At 70.4% G+C, this 18,219-nt stretch carries 17 protein-coding genes and 1 pseudogene; 6 read left to right on the forward strand and 12 right to left on the reverse strand.

Going from position 1 to position 18,219, the window contains the following annotated elements; translation table 11 throughout:
* Positions 1-115: 115 nt before the first annotated feature.
* The 3 genes from ACIQBL_RS42850 to ACIQBL_RS42860 all read left to right on the forward strand — a co-directional run bounded on the left by ACIQBL_RS42850 (position 116) and on the right by ACIQBL_RS42860 (position 2,549).
* On the forward strand, positions 116-1,225 hold the full coding sequence (locus tag ACIQBL_RS42850) for a sodium-dependent transporter (protein WP_401952931.1): 1,110 nt from the start codon (positions 116-118) through the stop codon (positions 1,223-1,225).
* A 76-nt stretch (positions 1,226-1,301) separates the two neighbouring features.
* Complete coding sequence (locus ACIQBL_RS42855; protein WP_401952934.1) at positions 1,302-2,012, forward strand: dienelactone hydrolase family protein; 711 nt, start codon at positions 1,302-1,304, stop codon at positions 2,010-2,012.
* Between the two features lie 78 nt (positions 2,013-2,090).
* On the forward strand, positions 2,091-2,549 hold the full coding sequence (locus ACIQBL_RS42860; RefSeq protein WP_401952936.1) for a pyridoxamine 5'-phosphate oxidase family protein: 459 nt from the start codon (positions 2,091-2,093) through the stop codon (positions 2,547-2,549).
* A 13-nt stretch (positions 2,550-2,562) separates the two neighbouring features.
* Here ACIQBL_RS42860 and ACIQBL_RS42865 read toward each other — a convergent pair whose 3' ends face one another.
* From ACIQBL_RS42865 to ACIQBL_RS42905, 9 genes and pseudogenes are all read right to left on the reverse strand, one after another.
* Positions 2,563-3,468 (reverse strand): aldo/keto reductase, encoded by a 906-nt coding sequence (locus ACIQBL_RS42865; protein WP_401952939.1) that lies wholly within the window; start codon positions 3,466-3,468, stop codon positions 2,563-2,565.
* A 42-nt stretch (positions 3,469-3,510) separates the two neighbouring features.
* Entirely contained in the window at positions 3,511-4,875 is a 1,365-nt protein-coding gene (locus ACIQBL_RS42870; protein ID WP_401952941.1) for an RICIN domain-containing protein, read from the reverse strand.
* 134 nt (positions 4,876-5,009) lie between these two features.
* Complete coding sequence (locus ACIQBL_RS42875; RefSeq protein WP_401952944.1) at positions 5,010-6,065, reverse strand: NAD-dependent epimerase/dehydratase family protein; 1,056 nt, start codon at positions 6,063-6,065, stop codon at positions 5,010-5,012.
* Positions 6,066-6,149: 84 nt separating this feature from the next.
* Positions 6,150-6,782, reverse strand: a complete 633-nt coding sequence (locus tag ACIQBL_RS42880) for an SRPBCC family protein (RefSeq protein WP_401952947.1) — start codon at positions 6,780-6,782, stop codon at positions 6,150-6,152.
* Positions 6,779-7,153, reverse strand: a complete 375-nt coding sequence (locus tag ACIQBL_RS42885) for an ArsR/SmtB family transcription factor (RefSeq protein ID WP_401952950.1) — start codon at positions 7,151-7,153, stop codon at positions 6,779-6,781. The genes ACIQBL_RS42880 and ACIQBL_RS42885 overlap by 4 nt, the downstream gene beginning before the upstream one ends.
* Before the next feature lie 62 nt (positions 7,154-7,215).
* Positions 7,216-8,553 (reverse strand): annotated as a pseudogene (locus tag ACIQBL_RS42890) (aldehyde dehydrogenase family protein); the annotation flags it as partial.
* Between the two features lie 97 nt (positions 8,554-8,650).
* Complete coding sequence (locus tag ACIQBL_RS42895; protein ID WP_401952952.1) at positions 8,651-9,847, reverse strand: RNA polymerase sigma factor; 1,197 nt, start codon at positions 9,845-9,847, stop codon at positions 8,651-8,653.
* Positions 9,847-10,203: a YciI family protein gene (locus tag ACIQBL_RS42900; RefSeq protein ID WP_401952954.1), complete on the reverse strand. Its 357-nt coding sequence runs from the start codon at positions 10,201-10,203 to the stop codon at positions 9,847-9,849. The genes ACIQBL_RS42895 and ACIQBL_RS42900 overlap by 1 nt, the downstream gene beginning before the upstream one ends.
* A gap of 92 nt (positions 10,204-10,295) precedes the next feature.
* Positions 10,296-10,766, reverse strand: coding sequence for a MarR family winged helix-turn-helix transcriptional regulator (locus tag ACIQBL_RS42905; protein ID WP_401952957.1), 471 nt, complete (start codon positions 10,764-10,766; stop codon positions 10,296-10,298).
* A gap of 111 nt (positions 10,767-10,877) precedes the next feature.
* On the opposite strand from ACIQBL_RS42905, the gene ACIQBL_RS42910 reads away from it, so the two are divergent.
* From ACIQBL_RS42910 to ACIQBL_RS42920, 3 genes are all read left to right on the forward strand, one after another.
* The gene (locus ACIQBL_RS42910; protein WP_401952960.1) at positions 10,878-11,960 is read left to right on the forward strand and encodes a substrate-binding domain-containing protein; all 1,083 of its coding nucleotides are present in this window, start codon (positions 10,878-10,880) and stop codon (positions 11,958-11,960) included.
* 212 nt (positions 11,961-12,172) lie between these two features.
* Entirely contained in the window at positions 12,173-13,870 is a 1,698-nt protein-coding gene (locus ACIQBL_RS42915; protein WP_401952962.1) for a purine-cytosine permease family protein, read from the forward strand.
* A 110-nt stretch (positions 13,871-13,980) separates the two neighbouring features.
* Entirely contained in the window at positions 13,981-15,015 is a 1,035-nt protein-coding gene (locus ACIQBL_RS42920; protein ID WP_401952965.1) for an acyl-CoA dehydrogenase family protein, read from the forward strand.
* Positions 15,016-15,085: 70 nt separating this feature from the next.
* Here the strand turns inward: ACIQBL_RS42920 and ACIQBL_RS42925 are convergent, their stop codons facing one another.
* From ACIQBL_RS42925 to ssuE, 3 genes are all read right to left on the reverse strand, one after another.
* Positions 15,086-16,228: an LLM class flavin-dependent oxidoreductase gene (locus tag ACIQBL_RS42925; RefSeq protein WP_401952968.1), complete on the reverse strand. Its 1,143-nt coding sequence runs from the start codon at positions 16,226-16,228 to the stop codon at positions 15,086-15,088.
* A gap of 35 nt (positions 16,229-16,263) precedes the next feature.
* Positions 16,264-17,436: an SfnB family sulfur acquisition oxidoreductase gene (locus ACIQBL_RS42930; RefSeq protein ID WP_401952971.1), complete on the reverse strand. Its 1,173-nt coding sequence runs from the start codon at positions 17,434-17,436 to the stop codon at positions 16,264-16,266.
* A gap of 113 nt (positions 17,437-17,549) precedes the next feature.
* Positions 17,550-18,104, reverse strand: a complete 555-nt coding sequence (ssuE, locus tag ACIQBL_RS42935; protein ID WP_401952974.1) for an NADPH-dependent FMN reductase — start codon at positions 18,102-18,104, stop codon at positions 17,550-17,552.
* Positions 18,105-18,219: the final 115 nt, after the last annotated feature.

An 18,219-nucleotide genomic window follows, 5' to 3' on the forward strand; every position in this document is an offset into this window, starting at 1 on the left:
CCGTCGACGATGACCGCAGGGCTTCGCACACTCATTCCCCCGCGCATCCCGACGAGCCTCCAGGCGATACCGGCGTTCCGTCTCCGCCCAGGTCCTACGACGGAAGAGCGCCGCGATGTGTCCCCAGCCCGCCAGGATTCCCTCCGCACCCCACCTGTTCACCCTGCTCCGCCGTCACCTGGGGAGGGCCGTCGCCGTGACGTATGTCGCAGCGGCGGTGCTGCCCGGCCCGGGCCTGTGGCTCCGGCACCCGCATGCGACGGGTGTCGCCGGACTCCCGCTCAAAACACCGCAGTTGCTCCTCGCCCTGGTCCTGTTCGGCGCCGGCCTCCAGGTGCCGCTGCGTGAGCTTCGGTTACTGGTACGGCGTCCGGCCGCCCTGCTCGCGGGCCTCGCCCTGCACATCCTGGTGCCGCTGCTGATCGTCCCCGGGGTCGCCCTCGCGCTGCGGCTGTCGCCGGACCACGACGGAGGCAGCGGCATGATCGCCGCGATGATCCTCGTCGTCGCCATGCCGGTGGCGGCCGGGGCGACGGTGTGGACCGCGAAGGGGGACGGCGACCAGCCCACGGCCGTCGGCCTGGTGCTCGCCTCCACCCTGGTCAGCCCGCTGACCGTCCCGCTCACCCTGGCCGTCCTGTGCCCGCTCCTCCAGGGGGACTACGCGGGCAGACTCGCCGTGGCCGCCCACTCGGCCGGGAACGCCTTCGCCCTCACCTCGGTCGTCCTGCCGTGCGCGGCGGGCATCCTGTGCCGGCTCGTGCTGCCCCCGCGCGCGCTGGGCATGCTCCTCGGCGCGGCCGTCCCGGCGGCGCTGCCGGGTTCGCTGCTGCTGACGTATGTCAACGCCAGCGGGGTGCTCGGTCCCTTCCTGCGCCATCCGCGCCCGGTCCTCCTGGTGGCCGCGCTCGCCGTGGCCGCGACGGTGTGCGGGCTGTCCTTCACGCTGGGCCGGGTGGCCGCGCGGGCACTGCGTCTCGACGCCCGGGCCGGCGCCTCGGTGACGCTGGCCTGCGGGATGAACAACAGCAGCGCGAGCGCGGTGCTCATCACGACGACACTGCCCGACCGCCCGCACATCCTGCTGCCCGTGCTGGCGTACGGGCTGCTGCAGAAGGTGGCCGCCGGCCGGGTGGTGCGTACGGAGCAGGGAGACGAGCCCGGCGCCGAGCCGCCTCCGCTGGACGAAGGGAGGGGCCGGGGCAACCTGCGAACCCGGCCGTGACAGGCTGGAGATCATGCCGGGGTCCGCCCCGGCCCCCCACCCCCCACCGAGCACTGCCGTACAGGAGTTGAGCGCGATGTCCTCCGAGCTGCCGAAGCCGACCGGAGCCCCGGCCCGTCAGAACGTCACCTTTCCCAGCGCCGGGGGCACCGCCCACGGCTATCTGGCGCTGCCGCCGTCCGGGCGCGGGCCCGGCGTGATCGTCATCCAGGAGTGGTGGGGCCTGACCGACCACATCGCCGACGTCGCCGACCGCCTCGCCCAGGAGGGCTTCGTCGCGTTCGCCCCCGACCTCTACGGCGGGAACGTGGCGCACGAGAGCGAGGAGGCCCTGCGCATGATGCTGGCCCTCCCGGTCGCCCGCGGTGTCGAACTGCTCTCCGGCGCGGTCGGCCACCTCCTCTCCCTGCCCGAGGTCACCTCGGACACGGTCGGCGCGGTCGGCTTCTGCATGGGCGGCGGCTTCGTCCTGTACCTCGCCTCGGCCGACCCCCGGGTGAGCGCCGCGGTGCCGTTCTACGGCGTGATCCAGGGCGAACTCCCGGACTTCTCCGGGCTGAAGGCCCAGATCCTCGGCCACTACGGCGAGTGGGACGAGACCATCCCCACGAAGAGCCTCGACGCCCTGCGCGAGACCGTCGAGCAGCAGTCCGGCATCACCCCGGACCTGCGCCTCTACCCGGCGGACCACGCCTTCTTCAACGACGGCCGCCCGGTCTACGACGCCGACTCCGCCGCCCGCGCCTGGGCGAGCACGGTCCCGTTCCTGCACGCGCGGTTGAGCTGACGCCCGGCCGACCTCGGTCCGGGGTCCTACGACCCCGGCCCGAGGTGCCGCGCGGGCGCCGCCGGTAGCGTCGCGGGCATGGAGATCACCGTGCCGCCCCGCGGCCCCGAAGAGCGCAGACGTGACGTACTGGCCCGGCTGGAGCGGGAGTCGGACATCTGGGTGGCCTCCGCGGACGCCGACGGGCTGCCCTGTCTGGTGCCGCTGTGGTTCGTCTGGGACGGGCAGGCCGTCTGGCTGTCCACCCGCGCCACGAACCCCACGGGCCGCAACCTCAGTGCCGGTCGGCGGACCCGGCTCGCCCTCGCGGACACCCGGGACGTCGTGCTCATCGACGGCGAGGCCACGGCTTTCACCGCCCAGGACGTCCCGGCCGCCGCGGCCGAGGCCTTCACCGTGAAGTACGGCTGGGATCCCCGCGAGGACCGCGCGCCCTACTCGTTCTTCCGGGTGCGGCCGGTCGCCGTCCAGGCGTGGCACGAGGTGCGCGAGCTGCCCCAGCGCCATCTGATGCGGGACGGAACCTGGGTGGTGTGAGCCGCGCTCTCGCTCAACCGGCCTTGCGGTGCAGCTCGTTGAGCCGGGCCAGTTCGTCCTCGGTGAGCCGGATCGCGCCGGTGGCCACGTTCTCGGTGAGGTGGTCGGGGTTGCCGGTCCCGGGGATGGCGAGGACGTGCGGGCCCTGGGCGAGGGACCAGGCGAGGCGGATCTGGGCCGGGGTGACGTCGTGGGCTTCCGCGACGGCCAGTACCTCGGCGTCGTGGGCGGTGGTGGCGCCCTGTGGCCCGGCCGCCCCCGCGATGGCGAAGAACGGCACGAAGGCGATGCCCTGTTCCCCGCAGATCCGCAGCATGTCGTCGGTCTCGGGACTGGACGAGTCGAGCCCGAACCGGTTCTGCACACTCACCACCGGCGCGATCTCCTGCGCCTCGGCGAGATGCCGGGGCTCGACGTCGGAGATCGCGAGGTGCCGGACCAGGCCCTCCTCCTGGAGTTCGGCGAGGGCACCGAAGTGTTCCGCGATCGAGTCCTGCCGCATCCGGCGCAGATAGACCACGTCGAGGTGCTCGCGCCCCAACTGCCGCAGGTTCTCCTCGACATGGCCGCGCAGGTCGTCGGGGCGGGCCGAAGTGCCCCACTCCCCCGAGTAGTTCCGGAAGGGACCGACCTTGGTGGCGATCACGAGGTCGTCCGCGTAGGGGGCGAGCGCGGTGTTGATGAGTTCGTTGGCGGAACGCAGCGACGAGAAGTAGAAGGCGGCCGTGTCGATGTGGTTCACACCGAGCTCGATCGCCTTGCGCAGCACGGCGATCGACTGGTCGCGGTCACTCGGTGCCCCGAGGTTGAAGGCTGCGCTGCCCGTCAGCCGCATCGCGCCGAAGCCGACACGGTTGACGGTCAGGTCGCCGAGTTTCCAGGTGCCCGCGGCGGCGGCGGTGATCTTCTCAGAGGTCATCAGCGGATCCTCGCACACGACCGCCGCAGGGCCGCCCGTGCTTTACGGATACGTGTAGGTGTTCAGGGAGGTGACGGCGGAGGCCGGGTCACCGAGGTCGTATCGGTCCACGGCCAGGAAGTTGGGCTTCTTGCGGGCGGCCGGCTGGCAGAACCGCCGGGCCCGGTCGAGGACCTTGGTGTTGTCGGTCTGCGCCGTGCCGGCGATCGCGGCGTCCCGGAAGTGGTTCATGACGAACAGCGGGCGGAATCCCGCGTACGTCTGGGTCAGCGGGACGTTGAGGTCGTTGCCGTACCAGCGGCTGTAGCAGGACCAGTCGGAGGAGCCGGCGCCCGAGCCCATGGACCAGTAGTTCTCGACGGTCCATTCGCGCTGGTACATCACGCCGAAGCTGTCCCGGGTCAGTCCTGCGGACTCGTCGGAGGCGCGGCTGTGGTCGGTGAAGATCAGCAGCCGGTGGTTGGCGGCGATCAGGTCGGCCATCTTCGGCCAGCCGTTCTGCCGCACCCCGGTCTGGTCGGGGCGGTAGAGCACGTCGTACAGGCCGTTCACGCGGGCGAGTTCGCCGCGCAGGACGCCCGGGTCGACGTAGTCCTCCAGGAAGACGGTGACGAACTGGTCGGGGTGCGCCTTGAGGAAGTCCACCATGCGCTGGAGGTCGACGTTCAGGGCGACCGGGCTGCTGACCAGGGTGCAGCTGTCGTGGCAGAGGATCGCACCGTCGGGGGTCTGGTGGATGTCCAGCATGAACCCCCGTACACCGTCGGAGAGTTGCTGGTTGATGCCCCGGGACTGGTTCGGGAAGAAGTTCACGAAGGGCGGGGCGAAGCCGCCGTCGACTCCGTTGGCGTAGGCGTTGTGCGCGGTGAGGAACGTGACCTGGTCCAGGGTGCGTTGGTCCTGGGCGGGGATGGGCGTCGTGGGCGAGGTGATCGGGGTGAGGTACCAGGAGGCGAGGCTGCCGGAGGAGCCGATGGCCAGCTGGGCCGGGTAGTTGGCGCCGGTGGGCTTGGCGCCCACGGTCAAGTAGCTGCTGGTGCCCGGGACTTGGAGTGTGTACTGGTCGGCGCCTGTCGGTGTGATCTGCCAGGCCGCGTCGGCGCTCGTGCAGGCGACTGTTTTCGCCTGGGTGCCCGAGCGGCCCAGACAGCTGCCTGCCGTGTCGGTGCTCTCCAGGACGTACGAGGATCCGCTCGTCCGGAGGTTCCACTGCTGGTGGTCCTCGTTGCCCTTGGGGTTGTGCTGCTCCACCGCTCCCCCCTTGTCGGACGCGTTGAGCCCGGTCGTGGCGCTCTGGACGTAATAGGTGCCGGGGGCGGGGACCGCGTCGGCGGCTCCGGCCGAGGGGGTGACGAAGGTCGCGGCCAGGGCGGCGGTGACGGCGAGCAGGGCGTGGGGGGTTCGCATGGGTGCCCTTCGGTTGAGTGTGGTCAGGCTCATGACACCGAAAAGGTGATCGGCCCACACCCAAGCGCCTCTGGTCTGAACCAGTCAAGAGGCTTGACCGGTCCGCGGGGTGAACGGCGAAGGACGGCACGCGGTCAGCGCGATTGCTTCAACTGCCGCCAGGCGAGGTAGTGATCGAGGAGCGTCTCCTCCAACGGCCGGTAGACGACACCGAGTTCCTCCACGCTGCGCCGGTTGTCCACCACGAACCTGATCCCGAGGTGCTTGCGGATGTAGTCCTGGGTGAGCCCGAACGCCGGTCCCAGGATGCGTACCGGCCAGTGCGGCAGGCCGTGTCGGGGCAGCCGGCGGTTGCGCGGGAAGCGCTGCCGCAGGGCTCGTGACATGTCGAGGAAGGACGCCATCCGGGTGGCCGCGACGATGTAACGGCCGTGCGCGTCGGGGTGTTCGGCCGCCGCGATGTGCGCGTCCGCGACGTCCCGCACGTCGGCGACGGTGAAGCTGAAGTCGGGTGCCCCGTAGAAGAAGTAGCCCTTGAACAGCTCGTCGAGGAGGAACAGGCTGCCGGAGTCCGAGGCCGGGGTCAGTGAAGGGCCCAGGATCAGACCGGGGTTGACGGAGACCATGCGCCAGCGGTCCTGCGCCTGTTCCGCGTCCCAGGCGGCGCGTTCGGCGACCGTCTTGGCGTAGTGGTACGGGTTGTTCTCGACCGTGCTGGTGGTGTTGACGTACTCCTCGGAGAGGATTTCGTCCTTCATCGCCCGTACGTCGGCGTAGTCCCCGAAGATCGCGCCGACCGTCGAGGTGAACACCAACTTCTCGACGGTGGGCGTGCGTTCGATGCCGGCGAGGACGTTCCGGGTGCCCGTGAGGGCGGGGTCGACGACGTCCCTACGACCGTCCTTGATCTTCTCCGGCATCAGGAACGGCGAGGCCACGTGGAACACCACCCGGCAGCCGTCCATCGCCGCGTCGAAGGAACCCTCCGTCAGCAGATCGGCCTCGAACAGCTCGAGGGCGCCCGGGAATTGGTCCTTCATCGCCCGCAGCGGCGCGACCTTCGCCTCATTGCCGAGGGACCGCACGGTGGTGCGCACCCGGTAGCCGCGCTCCAGCAGTCGCCGGACCAGATGGCTCCCGACGAATCCGCTCCCGCCGGTCACCAACACCGTCTCGCCGTCGACGCTCATCCCTGGCTCCGATCACCCGTGGCATCCAGCGCGCACGCTACAACGGTGATCGGTCCCAGGTCGGCGATTCGGTCGCGGCGGCTCTCAACTCCCGGTCCCGGTATAGGCCGCCGTCGTGCGGTCGGCCGCCGCACGGGCCACCGACTCGCCCTCGCCGCTCGCCATGTTCGCCGCGAACCACGCCTCGCTGCTCGACGTGACGAAGCGGCGGCCCTCCTCGGACGCCAGCCAGGCCATGGCGTCCTCGGGCCGCACGGGGCTGCTGCCCGACAGGTTGCCGTCGAGCCCCAGGAGGATCGAGTCCCAGCCGACGCCCACCGCGCCGGGCCCGAACTCGGCCCACTTCGTGTCGTCGACATGGGCGATGTGCTCCAGCTCGAAGCGCGTCCCGTCGCCCTCCGGTGTCAACCGCAGCTCGATCCAGCTGACTTCGCCGCCGAACTCCCAGGTCGCGAAGAAACTGTGGGGCGGGTCGCAGCGCTCGACGGTGCCGCCCGCGTTGCCCTGCAGCTGATACTTCCCGCCCAGCCGCAGCTCGCCGGTGACCGGCAGGAACCAGCGCGGGATGCGCTCGGGGTTGGTGCAGGCGTCCCAGACGTCGGCGACCGGTGAGTCGTAGGACCGGCCGATGGTGATCACGCGGGCCTCGCCGGCCCGGAAGTCGCGGCGGCCGACCGTGCGGCTCACGGAGTTGATCTGGTGGGTCACGTCGATCACGGGGTGCTCCTCGACTTGTCGGGGCTGTCGTCGTCGGCCTCGCGGAGCCGGCGCTCGCGCTTGCCCCGGGCCAACTCCGTTGCCAGGGCGTCCAGATGCGGGGTCCAGAAGCGGCGGAACCGGTCGAGCCAGGCGTCGATGTCCCGCAGCGGCCCGGAGTCGACCGCGTACAGTCGCCGGGGGCCGTCCGGCCGTACCGTCGCGAAACCGTTCTCCCGCAGCACCTTCAGATGCTGGGAGACCGCGGGCTGCGTTATCCCGAACTCCCGCCGGACGACCTCGCTGACCGCGCCGGCGGACTGCTCGCCCTCGGCGAGCAGCTCCAGGATGCGGCGGCGCACGGGGTCCCCGAGCACATCGAAAGCGTGCATGCGCACCAACGTATCACCGGCCACTTATATAAGCGACCGGTGATATGGCCGGAGCCCGCGGGTCAGGCCAGCGGCTTCTCCAGCAGCGCCTTGCGGTGGCTGAACGTCTCGATGGAGTAGCGGCCGTGGTAGTTGCCCATGCCGCTCTCCCCCACGCCGCCGAACGGCAGGTCGGAGACGGTGAGATGGGCCAGCGGGAGGCCGTAGCCGACGGCGCCGGAGGAGGTCTCGGCGGCGATCCGGGCGCGGGTGTCGTCGGAGTCCGTGAAGACGTACAGGGCGAGGGGCTTGTCGCGGTCGTTGATGAAGTCGATCGCCGCGTCGAGGCCGGGCACGGTGACGATCGGCAGGATCGGGCCGAAGATCTCCTCCGCCATGACGGGTGCCTTCGGGTCCACGTCGGCGAGGACGGTCGGCGCGATGTACTTGTCGCCGCGGTCGCTGCGCCCGCCGACGACGACCCGGCCGGAGTCGAGCAGTCCGGCGAGCCGGTCGAAGTGGCGTTCGTTGACGATGCGGCCGTACTCGCCGGAGGTCTGCGGGTCGGCGCCGTAGACCTTCTCGACCGCGCTCACCAGCAGGGGTTCGAGCGCGGCGGCGGTCTCCGGGTCGGTCAGGACGTAGTCGGGGGCGACGCAGGTCTGGCCGGCGTTGAGGAACTTGCCGCGCGCCAACCGGTCGGCGACGACGGCGAGATCGGCGTCGCGGTCGACGAACGCCGGTGATTTGCCGCCGAGTTCGAGGGCGACCGGGGTCAAGTGCTCGGCGGCGGCGCGCAGGACGATGCGGCCGACGGCGCCGTTGCCGGTGTAGAAGATGTGGTCGAAGTGCTCGGCGAGCAGGGCCGTGGTCTCCGGGATACCGCCCTCGACGACGGCGACCGCGTCGGTGTCGAGGTAGGCGGGCAGCAGCCGGGCGATGGCGGCGGAGGTGGCCGGTGCCATCTCGCTGGGCTTGACGACCACTGTGTTGCCCGAGGCCAGCGCGCCGACGACCGGGGTCAGCAGGAGCTGGACCGGGTAGTTCCAGGGGGCGATCACGAGGACGACGCCGAGCGGGTCGTACTGCGTCCAGGCGGTCGCGTCCGTGCCGAGGTGGGCCGGTACGGGGGCGGACTCGGGGCGCAGCCACTCGTCGAGGTGGTCGAGGGTGTGGTCGATCTCGCGGATCGTGAAGCCGATCTCGGTGCGCTGGGCCTCGGCGGCGCTCTTGCCGAGGTCGGCGTGGAGGGCGGCGGCGAGGTCGTCGCCGTGCTCCGTGAGCAGGTCGCGCAGGCGGTGGAGCTGCGCGGTGCGCCACTCGACGGGCTTGGTGCGGCCGGTGCGGAAGGTGGCGCGCAGCCGGGCGACGATAGCGGCGGGCTGCTCGGGGCTGGACTGGTTCACGGTGCCTCGCTGGTGGTGCGTGGGTGGTCCCGACGGTCAGATGTATATAGCAACCATTCTTGCACCGGGAAATATTCCGGTGCGCACATGGTCACCCTCCACCTCACGCCTGTCACTTGCGGACGAGCTCCCTGCGTCGGCGTTCCAGATAGCCGCGCTCCGCCGCGCTCTCCGTCCCGGCGATGGCCGCCCCGTACGCCTGTACGGCCTCGGTGTGGCGGCCGAGACGGCGCAGCAGATCGGCGCGGACCGCGTGGAGGACGTGGTAGTCGTCCAGGTCAAGCGCGTCCACGAGGTCGAGTGCCTCGCGCGGACCGTCGACCTCGGCGACGGCGACGGCCCGGTTCAGGGCGACGACCGGGCTCGGGGCGAGGGCCATGAGCTGGTCGTACAGCTGGAGGATCTGTCGCCAGTCCGTCGCGTCCGCGCTGGACGCGTCGCTGTGCACGGCGTTGATCGCGGCCTGGATCTGGTACGGCCCCGGGTTGTTCAGCCGCAGGCACCGCCGTACGAGTGACTGCCCGTCGGCGATCAGCTCGCCGTCCCAGCGGTCGCGGTCCTGCTCGGGCAGCGGCACCAGCTCGCCGTTCGGGCCCTCCCGGGCGGCCCGGCGTGACTCGACGAGCAGCATCAGCGCGAGCAGGCCCATCACCTCGGGCTCGTCCGGCATCAGCTCGGAGAGGAGGCACCCGAGGCGCAGGGCTTCGGCGCGGAGTTCGGGCGAGTCCGTGCAGCCCTCGTTGAAGATCAGATAGACGACGGCCAGGACGCCCTTGAGGCGGTCGGGGAGGTCGGCGTCGCGGGGCACGCGGTACGGGATTCTCGCGTCGCGGATCTTCGCCTTGGCGCGGACGAGGCGCTGGGCCATCGTCGGTTCCGGCACCAGGAAGGCGCGGGCGATCCGGGCGGTGGTGAGCCCGCCGAGCAGGCGCAGGGTGAGCGCGACCTGTGCCTGGGTGGCGAGCGCGGGGTGGCAGCAGGTGAAGATCAGACGGAGCCGGTCGTCGCGCACGGGTCCCTCCTCGGCGGGCGCGTCGGACGCGTACAGCAGGGCGGCCTCGCTGTGGCGGGCCTCCCGCGACGACTCGCGGCGCAGCCGGTCGACGGCGCGGTTGCGGGCGGTCGTGATGATCCACCCCGCCGGGCTCGGCGGCACACCGGTCTCCGGCCACTTCTGTACGGCCGTGGTGAAGGCGTCCTGGACGGCTTCCTCGGCGAGGTCGATGTCGCCGAGGAAGCGGACCAGGACGGAGACCGCGCGCCCGTACTCGGCACGGAAGACGGCCTCGATGTCGGTGTCGAACGGCATCAGTCCTCGGCCGTGTTCATGAAGGGGCGCACCTCCACGGGCAGGGTGGTGGCCCAGGTCGCCCGCTTCCCCCACTCCAGGGCCGCGTCCAGGTCGGGCGCCTTGATCAGGCAGAGTCCGCCCAGATACTCCTTGCCCTCGGCGTACGGGCCGTCGGTGATCAGGACGTCGCCGTCCTTGGGGCGCAGCACGGTGGCGGTCTCCGGCCCGTGCAGTCCGCCGGCGAAGACCCAGGCGCCGGCGGCCTGGAGTTCGTCGTGGAAGACCTCCAGATTGCGGACGATCTCCGCCATCGCCTCGGGCGAGGGCATCTGTCCGTCGGTCGGTGTGATCACGCTGAGCAGGTAGTGCGGCATGACGTCCTCCATGGCGTAAGGGGTTCTTTCACCCCCGAGGGGGTTCTCTCACCTCCTACACGAACGCCATGTTCCCGGATCGACACCGCGCCTCAGGAAACCGGCAGGATTTTCTCCGCGGGTTCGTCCCCGGCCCCTTCGGCACGGTCGAGGGCCGCGGTGAGCCGGGCGAGCAGTCGTACGAGATCGCCGTGGTCGTCCATCGCGTCGAGCAGCCGGGTCTGGTCGGTGAGGAGGCGGTGGGCGGCGCGCTCGTGGAGGGTGCGGCCTCGGGCCGTGAGGTGGAGCAGGACGCGGCGGCGGTCGGCCCGGTCGGGCCGGCGGTAGACGAGGTTGTCGGCGACCATCCGGTCGACCAGCTTGGTCAGACTGGGGGCGGGCATGAGGACCTGGTCGGCGATCTCGGTCATCGGGTGGCCCTTGCCGTCCGCGATGACCGAGAGGACGCGCCACTCCTCCACCGAGCAGTTCTCCTCGGCCAGTACGACGGCCATGCGCAGGCCCATCCGCCGCTCGGCGTGACTCAGCAGGTGGGCGAGGCCCGGCGACGGTACGGACGACATTGCCGCTGTCCTTCCGGTAGGTCTACTGTGCGGTTCAGATTACGAGCCTCTGCGAGGGCGCCGGGGCCGGGACCGGTATCCGTGCCCTCATGCCCTCACGGAGGTGGCCTGGTGCATTCCCTGCCGCCCGGGCGGATCAGCGGCCCGGTCAGGACCCTGGTCGTGGCACTGGTCGTACCGCTGCGGGGTCCGGCGGGCGTCTTCGGCCCGTCCTGCGAGCTGGCCGCGCAACTCGCCGTGGAGGAACTCAACGCCACCGGCGGGGTGTTGGGCCGCGAGGTCCGGCTGATCGTGGTGGACGGCGGCGCGCCGGCCGAGCAAGTCGCCGCCGAGGTGGAGGTGTTGGTGTCGATGCGGGCCGTCGACGCGGTGGTCGGCTGGCACACCTCGGCGGTCCGCAAGGCGCTGGTGCCGCGCATCGCGGGCCGGGTGCCCTACGTCTACACCGCGCAGTACGAGGGCGGTGAGCGCACGCCGGGCGTGTTCCTCACCGGCGAGACCGACGCGGCCCAACTCCTGCCCGCCATGCGGCTGTTGGCGGAGGAGACCGGCGTGAGGCGCTGGTGCACGGTGGGCAACGACTACGTGTGGCCGAGGGTGACCGCCCGGGCCGCGCGCCGCTGCGCCCGGCAGTGCGGCGGCCGGGTGCGCGACGAGGTCTTCGTACCCCTCGGAACCCACGAGTTCGGGCCGGTGCTGCGGCGCGTGGAGCGGTGCGAGGCGGACGCCGTGCTGATGCTGCTGGTCGGCGACGACGCCGCACGCTTCAACAGGGCCTTCGCCGCACACGGGTTGCACCAGCGGTGTCTGCGGCTGAGCACGCACATGGACGAGAACATCCTGCTGGCCACCGGCGCGGAGGCGACCGAGGGACTGTGGGCGGCGGCCGGCTACTTCGAGACCCTGGCGACCGCCGAAAGCCTTGATTTCAGCGGGCGTTACGCGGCCCGGTTCGGTGTGGAGGCACCCGTCGTGGGCAGCCTCGGCGAGTCGTGTTTCGAAGGCGTACGACTGCTCGCGGCACTGGCCGAGCGGGCGCGGTCGCTCGATGTGGGCGCCATGTGCGCGGTGGGCGGCACGGTCTCGTACGAGGGCCCGCGAGGTGTACTGCGCCTGCACGGCAATCACCTCCGCCAACGGCTGTACCTGGCGCGGGCGGACGCCTTCGACTTCGACATCGTCGCCCAACTCTGACCTTCCCACCTGCCGCGACCGAGACTACCTTCCCGCAGGAATAGTTTCCACAGGAAGCATTGATTAAATCTACGCGCGTCATCAAAAGAATTTTGAAAACTCCCCCATTTAAAGAACGCGAAACGGCCGGGAAACAATGCGGCGTGACTCTTCCGTCCAACTCCCCCGGGCCGTCCGGGAGATGACCCACACCCGTGGAAGAGGGAAGTGTCGTGACGGAGATCGTCGACAAAGAGGCGCCGGCAACGGCTGCCGGACGGACCTACAACGACTGGGCGCAGAACGACACGTTGGAGGACTACTCGCTGCGCTACGCGCCGAAGTCCTTCCGCCGCTGGACTCCGTACGTGGTGGCCACCACCGCGCTCGGCGGCATCGCGTACCTCGCCGACTTCGCCATCGGCGGCTCGATCGCGATCTCGAACGGCTTCTCCAGCGCCATGGTGGCGATCCTGGCGGCGGCGGTGACGATCTTCCTCACCGGCATCCCGATCTCGTACTACTCGGCCAAGTACTCCATCGACATGGACCTGTTGACCCGGGGTGCCGGCTTCGGCTACCTCGGCTCGACCCTGACGTCGGTCATCTACGCCAGCTTCACCTTCATCTTCTTCGCCCTTGAGGGCTCGATCATGGCGCAGGCCCTGGACCTGGGCCTCCATATCCCCCTGGCCGTCGGCTACTTGATCTGCTCGCTGATCATCCTGCCGCTGGTGATCTACGGCATGACCGCGCTCTCCAAGATGCAGGTCTGGACCCAGCCGGTGTGGCTGGTGCTGATGGTCGCGCCGTTCGTGTCCATCGCGATCCAGGAGCCCGGCAAGTTCTCGCAGTTCACGCACTTCGCGGGCAACTCCCCCACCGGTTCCAGCATCAGCATGCTCGGCGTCGGCGCGGGCGCCGGCGTGGCCCTCTCCCTCATCGCGCAGATCGGCGAGCAGGTCGACTACCTGCGCTTCATGCCCGACAAGACCCCCCAGAACGCCAAGAAGTGGTGGGGCGCGGTGCTCTCCGCCGGCCCGGGCTGGGTGGTCCTCGGCGCGGCGAAGCAGATGGGCGGCGCCTTCCTCGCCTTCTACATCGCCGGCAGCGTGGGCCTGGCCAAGGCCAACGAGCCCATCCAGCAGTACGTGCACGGCTTCAAGACCTTCGCCGCTCCGGTGGCCCTCGGGCTGGCGACGTTCTTCGTGATCCTCTCCCAGGTGAAGATCAACTCGACGAACGCGTACTCCGGTTCGCTGTCCTGGTCGAACTTCTTCTCCCGGCTGACACACCGTCACCCGGGCCGCGTGGTCTACATCTTCCTCAACGTCGGCATCGCCCTGGCCCTCATGGAAGGCGGCGTCTTCGGCTTCCTCAACACGGTCCTCGGCTTCTACTCCAACGTGGCGATCGCCTGGATCGGCGCGGTCGTCGCCGACCTGGTCATCAACAAGCCGCTCAAACTCAGCCCGTCCTACATCGAGTTCAAGCGCGCCCACCTCTACAACTTCAACCCGGTCGGCTTCGGCTCGATGCTCATCGCCTCGGCCGTCTCCATCGCCGCGTACTTCGAGGCGTTCGGCGACTACGGCAAGGCGTACTCCCCGTTCATCGCCCTGTTCCTGGCGATGGTCCTCTCGCCCCTGTTCGCGTACCTCACCAAGGGCAAGTACTACATCGCCCGCCTCGACGACCTGGAGGAGCCGCTCCTCGGCCCCGACGGCCTGCCCTCGGCCGTGGAGCTGACCTGCACGGTCTGCAAGACGGACTTCGAACGCCCCGACGTGGCCAACTGCCCCTTCCACTCGGGCGCGATCTGCTCCCTGTGCTGCAGCCTGGAGAAGGACTGCCACGACTCCTGCAAGAGCGGCCCCGGCGCCACGGGCCCGGTCGACCTCGCGATGCCCGCCGTACGCGCGGCGGACTGACCACCCCGTCCCCACCTCTCCACCCCGTCCCCACCGCTCCGGCCCGCGTCGCAGGACACGGGCCGGAGCATCGCGCGTGGCCGGCCCGGCGGATCGGCAGAATCACCCCCATGACCTCGCACTCCCTCATCGCCCAGGCCCGCCGCCTCGCGGACGACCTCCTCGTCCCGCACGCCGAACAGGTCGACCAGGAGGGCGTCCCGGCCACCCACATCGAGGCGGTCAAACAGTCCGGGCTCCTGGGCGTGAGCGCCCCCGTCGCCTACGGTGGCTCGGCGGCACCCGGCGCGGTGGCGCGGGAGACGGCGGAGATCCTGGCCGGGGCATGCTGCTCGACGTGGTTCGTACAGACCCAGCACCACACGCCGGTCATGACCCTGGCCAAGAGCGAACTGCCGGTACGGGAACGGCTGTTGGGCCCGCTCGCGAGAGGCGAGTTGATGTCCGGGGTGGCGTACGCACACCTTCGGGCGTATCCCCGGATCCCGGTGCGGGTGACGCGGGAGCGGGGCGGCTGGCGGTTCGAGGGAACGGTGCCCTGGTACACGGGGTGGGGCCTGAACGACGTGATGCTGCTCGCGGGGGTGACGGACGCGGACGAGGCGTTGTTCGCGTTCACGGAGGCGCGGGAGCAGAAGGGGATGCGGGCGTCCGATCCGATGCGCTTGGCGGCACTCACGGCGTCCCGGACGGTGTCGCTGGAGTTGGACGGCTTCTGGCTGCCGGACGACGCGGTGGCCCTGCGCACCCCGTACGCGGAATGGGCGAAGGCCGACCGCCCGAAACCGACGAACGCGTCACCGGCGGTCTTCGGAGTTGCAGAGGCAGCCCTCGCCCTGCTGGACGAGGACACGTCCGGTCCGCTGCGCACCCGCCTCGACAAGGTACGCGAGCAGGCCTACGCCCTGGCCGAACACCCCGTACCGCACGAGCACTTGGAGGAACGTCTGGCGCTGAGGACACAGGCGTACGAGGTCCTCATGACGGCGACCACGGCAGCGGTGGTGGCGGGAGGCGGCAAGGCGTTGTCGGTGACGAGCAAGGCCCAACGCCTGGCGAGGGAGGCCCTGTTCCTCCTCGTACAGGGCCAGACGGCAGAGTCAAGGGGGGTTCACTTGAAGACACTGGTGAGGTCACTCACCTAAGGGGCGCGGGGCTGTATCGATAGGCGGCTCCGCCGCGCGGGGGCGCCCAGCCACAACCCACCCGCAGATCTCAACCGGCAAATGGCACCTGTGCAGAGGAAACGGCACCCTTCGAAGCCGGATGCCGCCAAACCCCCTCCGCGGCCAGCCGAGGCAACACCCCCTCCCCGAACCAGTACGCCTCCTCCAGATGCGGATACCCCGACAACACGAACTCCTCAATGCCCAGCGCCGCGTACTCCTTGATCCGCTCGGCAACCTCCTCATGGCTACCGACCAACGCCGTCCCCGCCCCACCCCGCACGAGCCCGATCCCGGCCCACAGATTGGGATGGATCTCCAGCCCGTCCCGCGAACCGCCGTGCAGCGCGAGCATCCGCTGCTGCCCCTCCGACTCACTCCGGGCAAGCCCGGCCTGCACGGACTTCACGGTCTCGGAGTCGAACCCTTCCAACAGCCGATTCGCCTCGGCCCAGGCCTCCGCGGACGTGTCACGCGTAATGACATGCAGCCGGATACCGAACCGAAGCGTCCGCCCCTCCTTCGCCGCCAGCCCCCTGATCCACGCGATCTTCTCCGCGACCTGGGCAGGCGGCTCACCCCAAGTGAGGTACACGTCGACATACTTCGCGGCGATCTCCCCCGCGATCGGCGACGATCCCCCGAAGTACACCTCGGGCACCGGCTCGGGCAACCGCGCCAACTTCGCGTCCTCGACGCGCAGATGCTCGCCCGCCAGCTCGACGGTCTTTCCGTCCCACAACTGCCGGACGATCTCCAGGAATTCGCCGGTACGGCGGTACCGGTCGTCCTTGTCGAGGAAGTCCCCGTAGGCCCGCTGCTCGTGGCTCTCACCGCCGGTGACGACGTTGAGCAACAGCCGTCCGCCGGTCTGCCGTTGGAACGTGGACGCCATCTGCGCGGCGAGCGTCGGCGAGACAAAACCGGGCCGGAAGGCGACCAGGAACTTCAGGCGTTCGGTGTGCTGGCTGACCATGGCGGTGGTCAGCCACGCGTCCTCGCACCAGGCACCGGTGGGTGTGAGCGCACCCACGAAGCCGAGATCCTCCGCCGCGCGGGCGATCTGGCTCAGGTAGGCGACCGTGGGGGGCCGGTCCCGGCCGGAGGCGGTGGCGGGGGTGCCGTGACCGCCGCCGACGACATGGCGGCTGTCCCCGTTGGTGGGGAGGAACCAGTGGAAGGTGAGGGACACGTGGGGGCTCCGATCCGGTCTGTCCTGAAGGCGGGCTAGAGAAGGCCGTGGCGGGGTGGCCTGGTGCCGTTGAGCACGTAGCGGCCGATGTGCTGGATCTTCCAGCGGGCCGGGTCGTGCAGGGTGTGGGTGCGGGCGTCGCGCCAATGCCGGTGCAGGTTGAGGGAGTTGACTGCCGAGCGCGTTCCCGACACCTCGAACAGTGCGCCCGCCACCTCCACCGCCGCCTGTGCCGCGTACACCTTGGCCGCGGCCACCGCGATGGATGCCTCCGCCGCCGAGTCGTCGTTCAGGTTGGCGCGCGCCGCGTCCACGGCCTTGGCGGCCTGGATCAGCAGGGCCTCGGACGCCCGTACCTGGAGGGCGAGTTCGCCGAACCGCTGGATCAGCAGCGGGTCCTCGGCGGCGGTCTCCAGCCCGCTCTCGAACCAGGGGCGGCTCTTCGTCCGGACGAACTCGGCGGCCTCGGCCAGCGCTCCGCCGGCGATCCCGGCGTCGATGGCCGCGTGCAGCAACTGGGCCACCGCACCGTGGAGTTGAGGTCCTTCGAAAGTGAGGTGGTGGGGCAGGACCCGGTCGGCGGGGACGGCGACCGCCTCCAGGCGGACCGTTCCGCCGGCCGTCGTACGCTGGCCCATTCCGTCCCAGTCGTCGACGACGGTGACGCCCTCGGCACCGCTCGGGACGTAGGCGACGTGGAGGTTGTCGTCCTCGGTGCGGGCGAGGACCGGGATCCAGTCGGCGAAGAGGGCGCCTGTGGAGTAGTGCTTGACGCCGGTGAGTCGGTACGAGCCGTCGGGCCGGGGTGTCAGCCGGGTGCGGATGTCCTGGATGTGTTTGGTGCCGGCCTCCGACTGGGCGTTGCCGAAACGGCGGCCCGCGAGCAGTTCGGCGAAGAAGAACTTCTGCTGGTCCTCGGTGCCCTGACGGCGGATCACATTGACGTAGGCGAAGTGGCTCTGCGGGATCTGGGCGAGGCTGCCGTCGGCCGAGCCGAGCAGGCGGAAGATCTCGGCGAGGGTCTGGGCGCTCACGTCGGCGCCTCCGTACTCCGCGGGCACGGTGACGGCGAGCAGTCCGGAGTCCGACAGGCGGTCCAACTCGGCGCGCGGGAGCCTGCGTTCGGCATCGCGCTCGGAGGCTCCGGCCCGGAATTCGTCGGCCAGCGCGGCGGCGAGGGCGAGGGCCTCTGCGTCGTCGGAGATCACGTGGGCAATCGCACGGGCGGTCGTATGGGCGGTCGTATGGGCGGTCGTATGGGCGGTCGTATGGACAGGTTCATACGTGGTCGCGTGCGCAGGCTCGTGGGCGGTCATGGTGGTCAGCCCGCCGCTGCCAGGAGCGGGGTGCGGCCGAGGGCCGCCGAGAACTGGTCCACCACCTGGGTGAGCGCCTCGGTGGTGGCCGGGGCCACGGTGAGGGAGCCGTCCTCGTGGGCGGTGATGTCCTTGTCGAGGGTGAACCAGCCCTGGACTATGTGGGCCGCGCCCATGGAGTTCAGCACCGGGCGCAGGGCGTAGTCGATGGCGAGCACATGTGCGGTGGACCCACCCGTGGCGAGCGGCAGGACGGTCTTGCCGGTGAGGGCGTACTGCGGGAGCAGGTCGAGCAGTGCCTTGAGGACTCCGGAGTAGGAGGCCTTGTAGACCGGGGTGCCGACGACGACGCCGTCGGCGCGGGCGAACAGTTCGGTGGCCTCGACGATGGCCGGGTGCCGGAAGTCCGCGCCGAGCAGGGCCTCGGCGGGGATGGTGCGCACGTCGAGCGGGATCACCTCGTGGCCCTGGGCGATCAGCCGCTTGTCCAGGTGGCGCAGGAGCCGGTTGGTGCGGGAGGAGACGGAGGGGCTGCCGGAGACGGACAGGACGGTGGCCATGGGTCCTCATTCGGGGAGGTGGGGTGGGCCCCCCAATTGCGAGAACCCACGGGCCGGGGGGAACGACTAAAAGCTGGTGTGCGGACGATCGAACACCACGCCCCCCACCCCCACC

The sequence above is a fragment of the Streptomyces sp. NPDC088350 genome, from assembly GCF_044753545.1.
In the GTDB taxonomy this organism is placed as follows: domain Bacteria; phylum Actinomycetota; class Actinomycetes; order Streptomycetales; family Streptomycetaceae; genus Streptomyces.

What these genes read in the sequence shown, in the direction of transcription:
- ACIQBL_RS42920 (WP_401952965.1), top strand. Translation starts at nt 13,981, where the DNA reads ATGACCTCGCACTCCCTCATCGCCCAGGCCCGCCGCCTCGCGGACGAC.
- ACIQBL_RS42865 (WP_401952939.1), bottom strand. Translation starts at nt 3,468, where the DNA reads ATGACCTCTGAGAAGATCACCGCCGCCGCCGCGGGCACCTGGAAACTC.
- ACIQBL_RS42855 (WP_401952934.1), top strand. Translation starts at nt 1,302, where the DNA reads ATGTCCTCCGAGCTGCCGAAGCCGACCGGAGCCCCGGCCCGTCAGAAC.
- ACIQBL_RS42850 (WP_401952931.1), top strand. Translation starts at nt 116, where the DNA reads ATGTGTCCCCAGCCCGCCAGGATTCCCTCCGCACCCCACCTGTTCACC.
- ACIQBL_RS42860 (WP_401952936.1), top strand. Translation starts at nt 2,091, where the DNA reads ATGGAGATCACCGTGCCGCCCCGCGGCCCCGAAGAGCGCAGACGTGAC.
- ACIQBL_RS42870 (WP_401952941.1), bottom strand. Translation starts at nt 4,875, where the DNA reads ATGCGAACCCCCCACGCCCTGCTCGCCGTCACCGCCGCCCTGGCCGCG.
- ssuE (WP_401952974.1), bottom strand. Translation starts at nt 18,104, where the DNA reads ATGGCCACCGTCCTGTCCGTCTCCGGCAGCCCCTCCGTCTCCTCCCGC.
- ACIQBL_RS42895 (WP_401952952.1), bottom strand. Translation starts at nt 9,847, where the DNA reads ATGCCGTTCGACACCGACATCGAGGCCGTCTTCCGTGCCGAGTACGGG.
- ACIQBL_RS42885 (WP_401952950.1), bottom strand. Translation starts at nt 7,153, where the DNA reads ATGCACGCTTTCGATGTGCTCGGGGACCCCGTGCGCCGCCGCATCCTG.
- ACIQBL_RS42905 (WP_401952957.1), bottom strand. Translation starts at nt 10,766, where the DNA reads ATGTCGTCCGTACCGTCGCCGGGCCTCGCCCACCTGCTGAGTCACGCC.
- ACIQBL_RS42875 (WP_401952944.1), bottom strand. Translation starts at nt 6,065, where the DNA reads ATGAGCGTCGACGGCGAGACGGTGTTGGTGACCGGCGGGAGCGGATTC.
- ACIQBL_RS42900 (WP_401952954.1), bottom strand. Translation starts at nt 10,203, where the DNA reads ATGCCGCACTACCTGCTCAGCGTGATCACACCGACCGACGGACAGATG.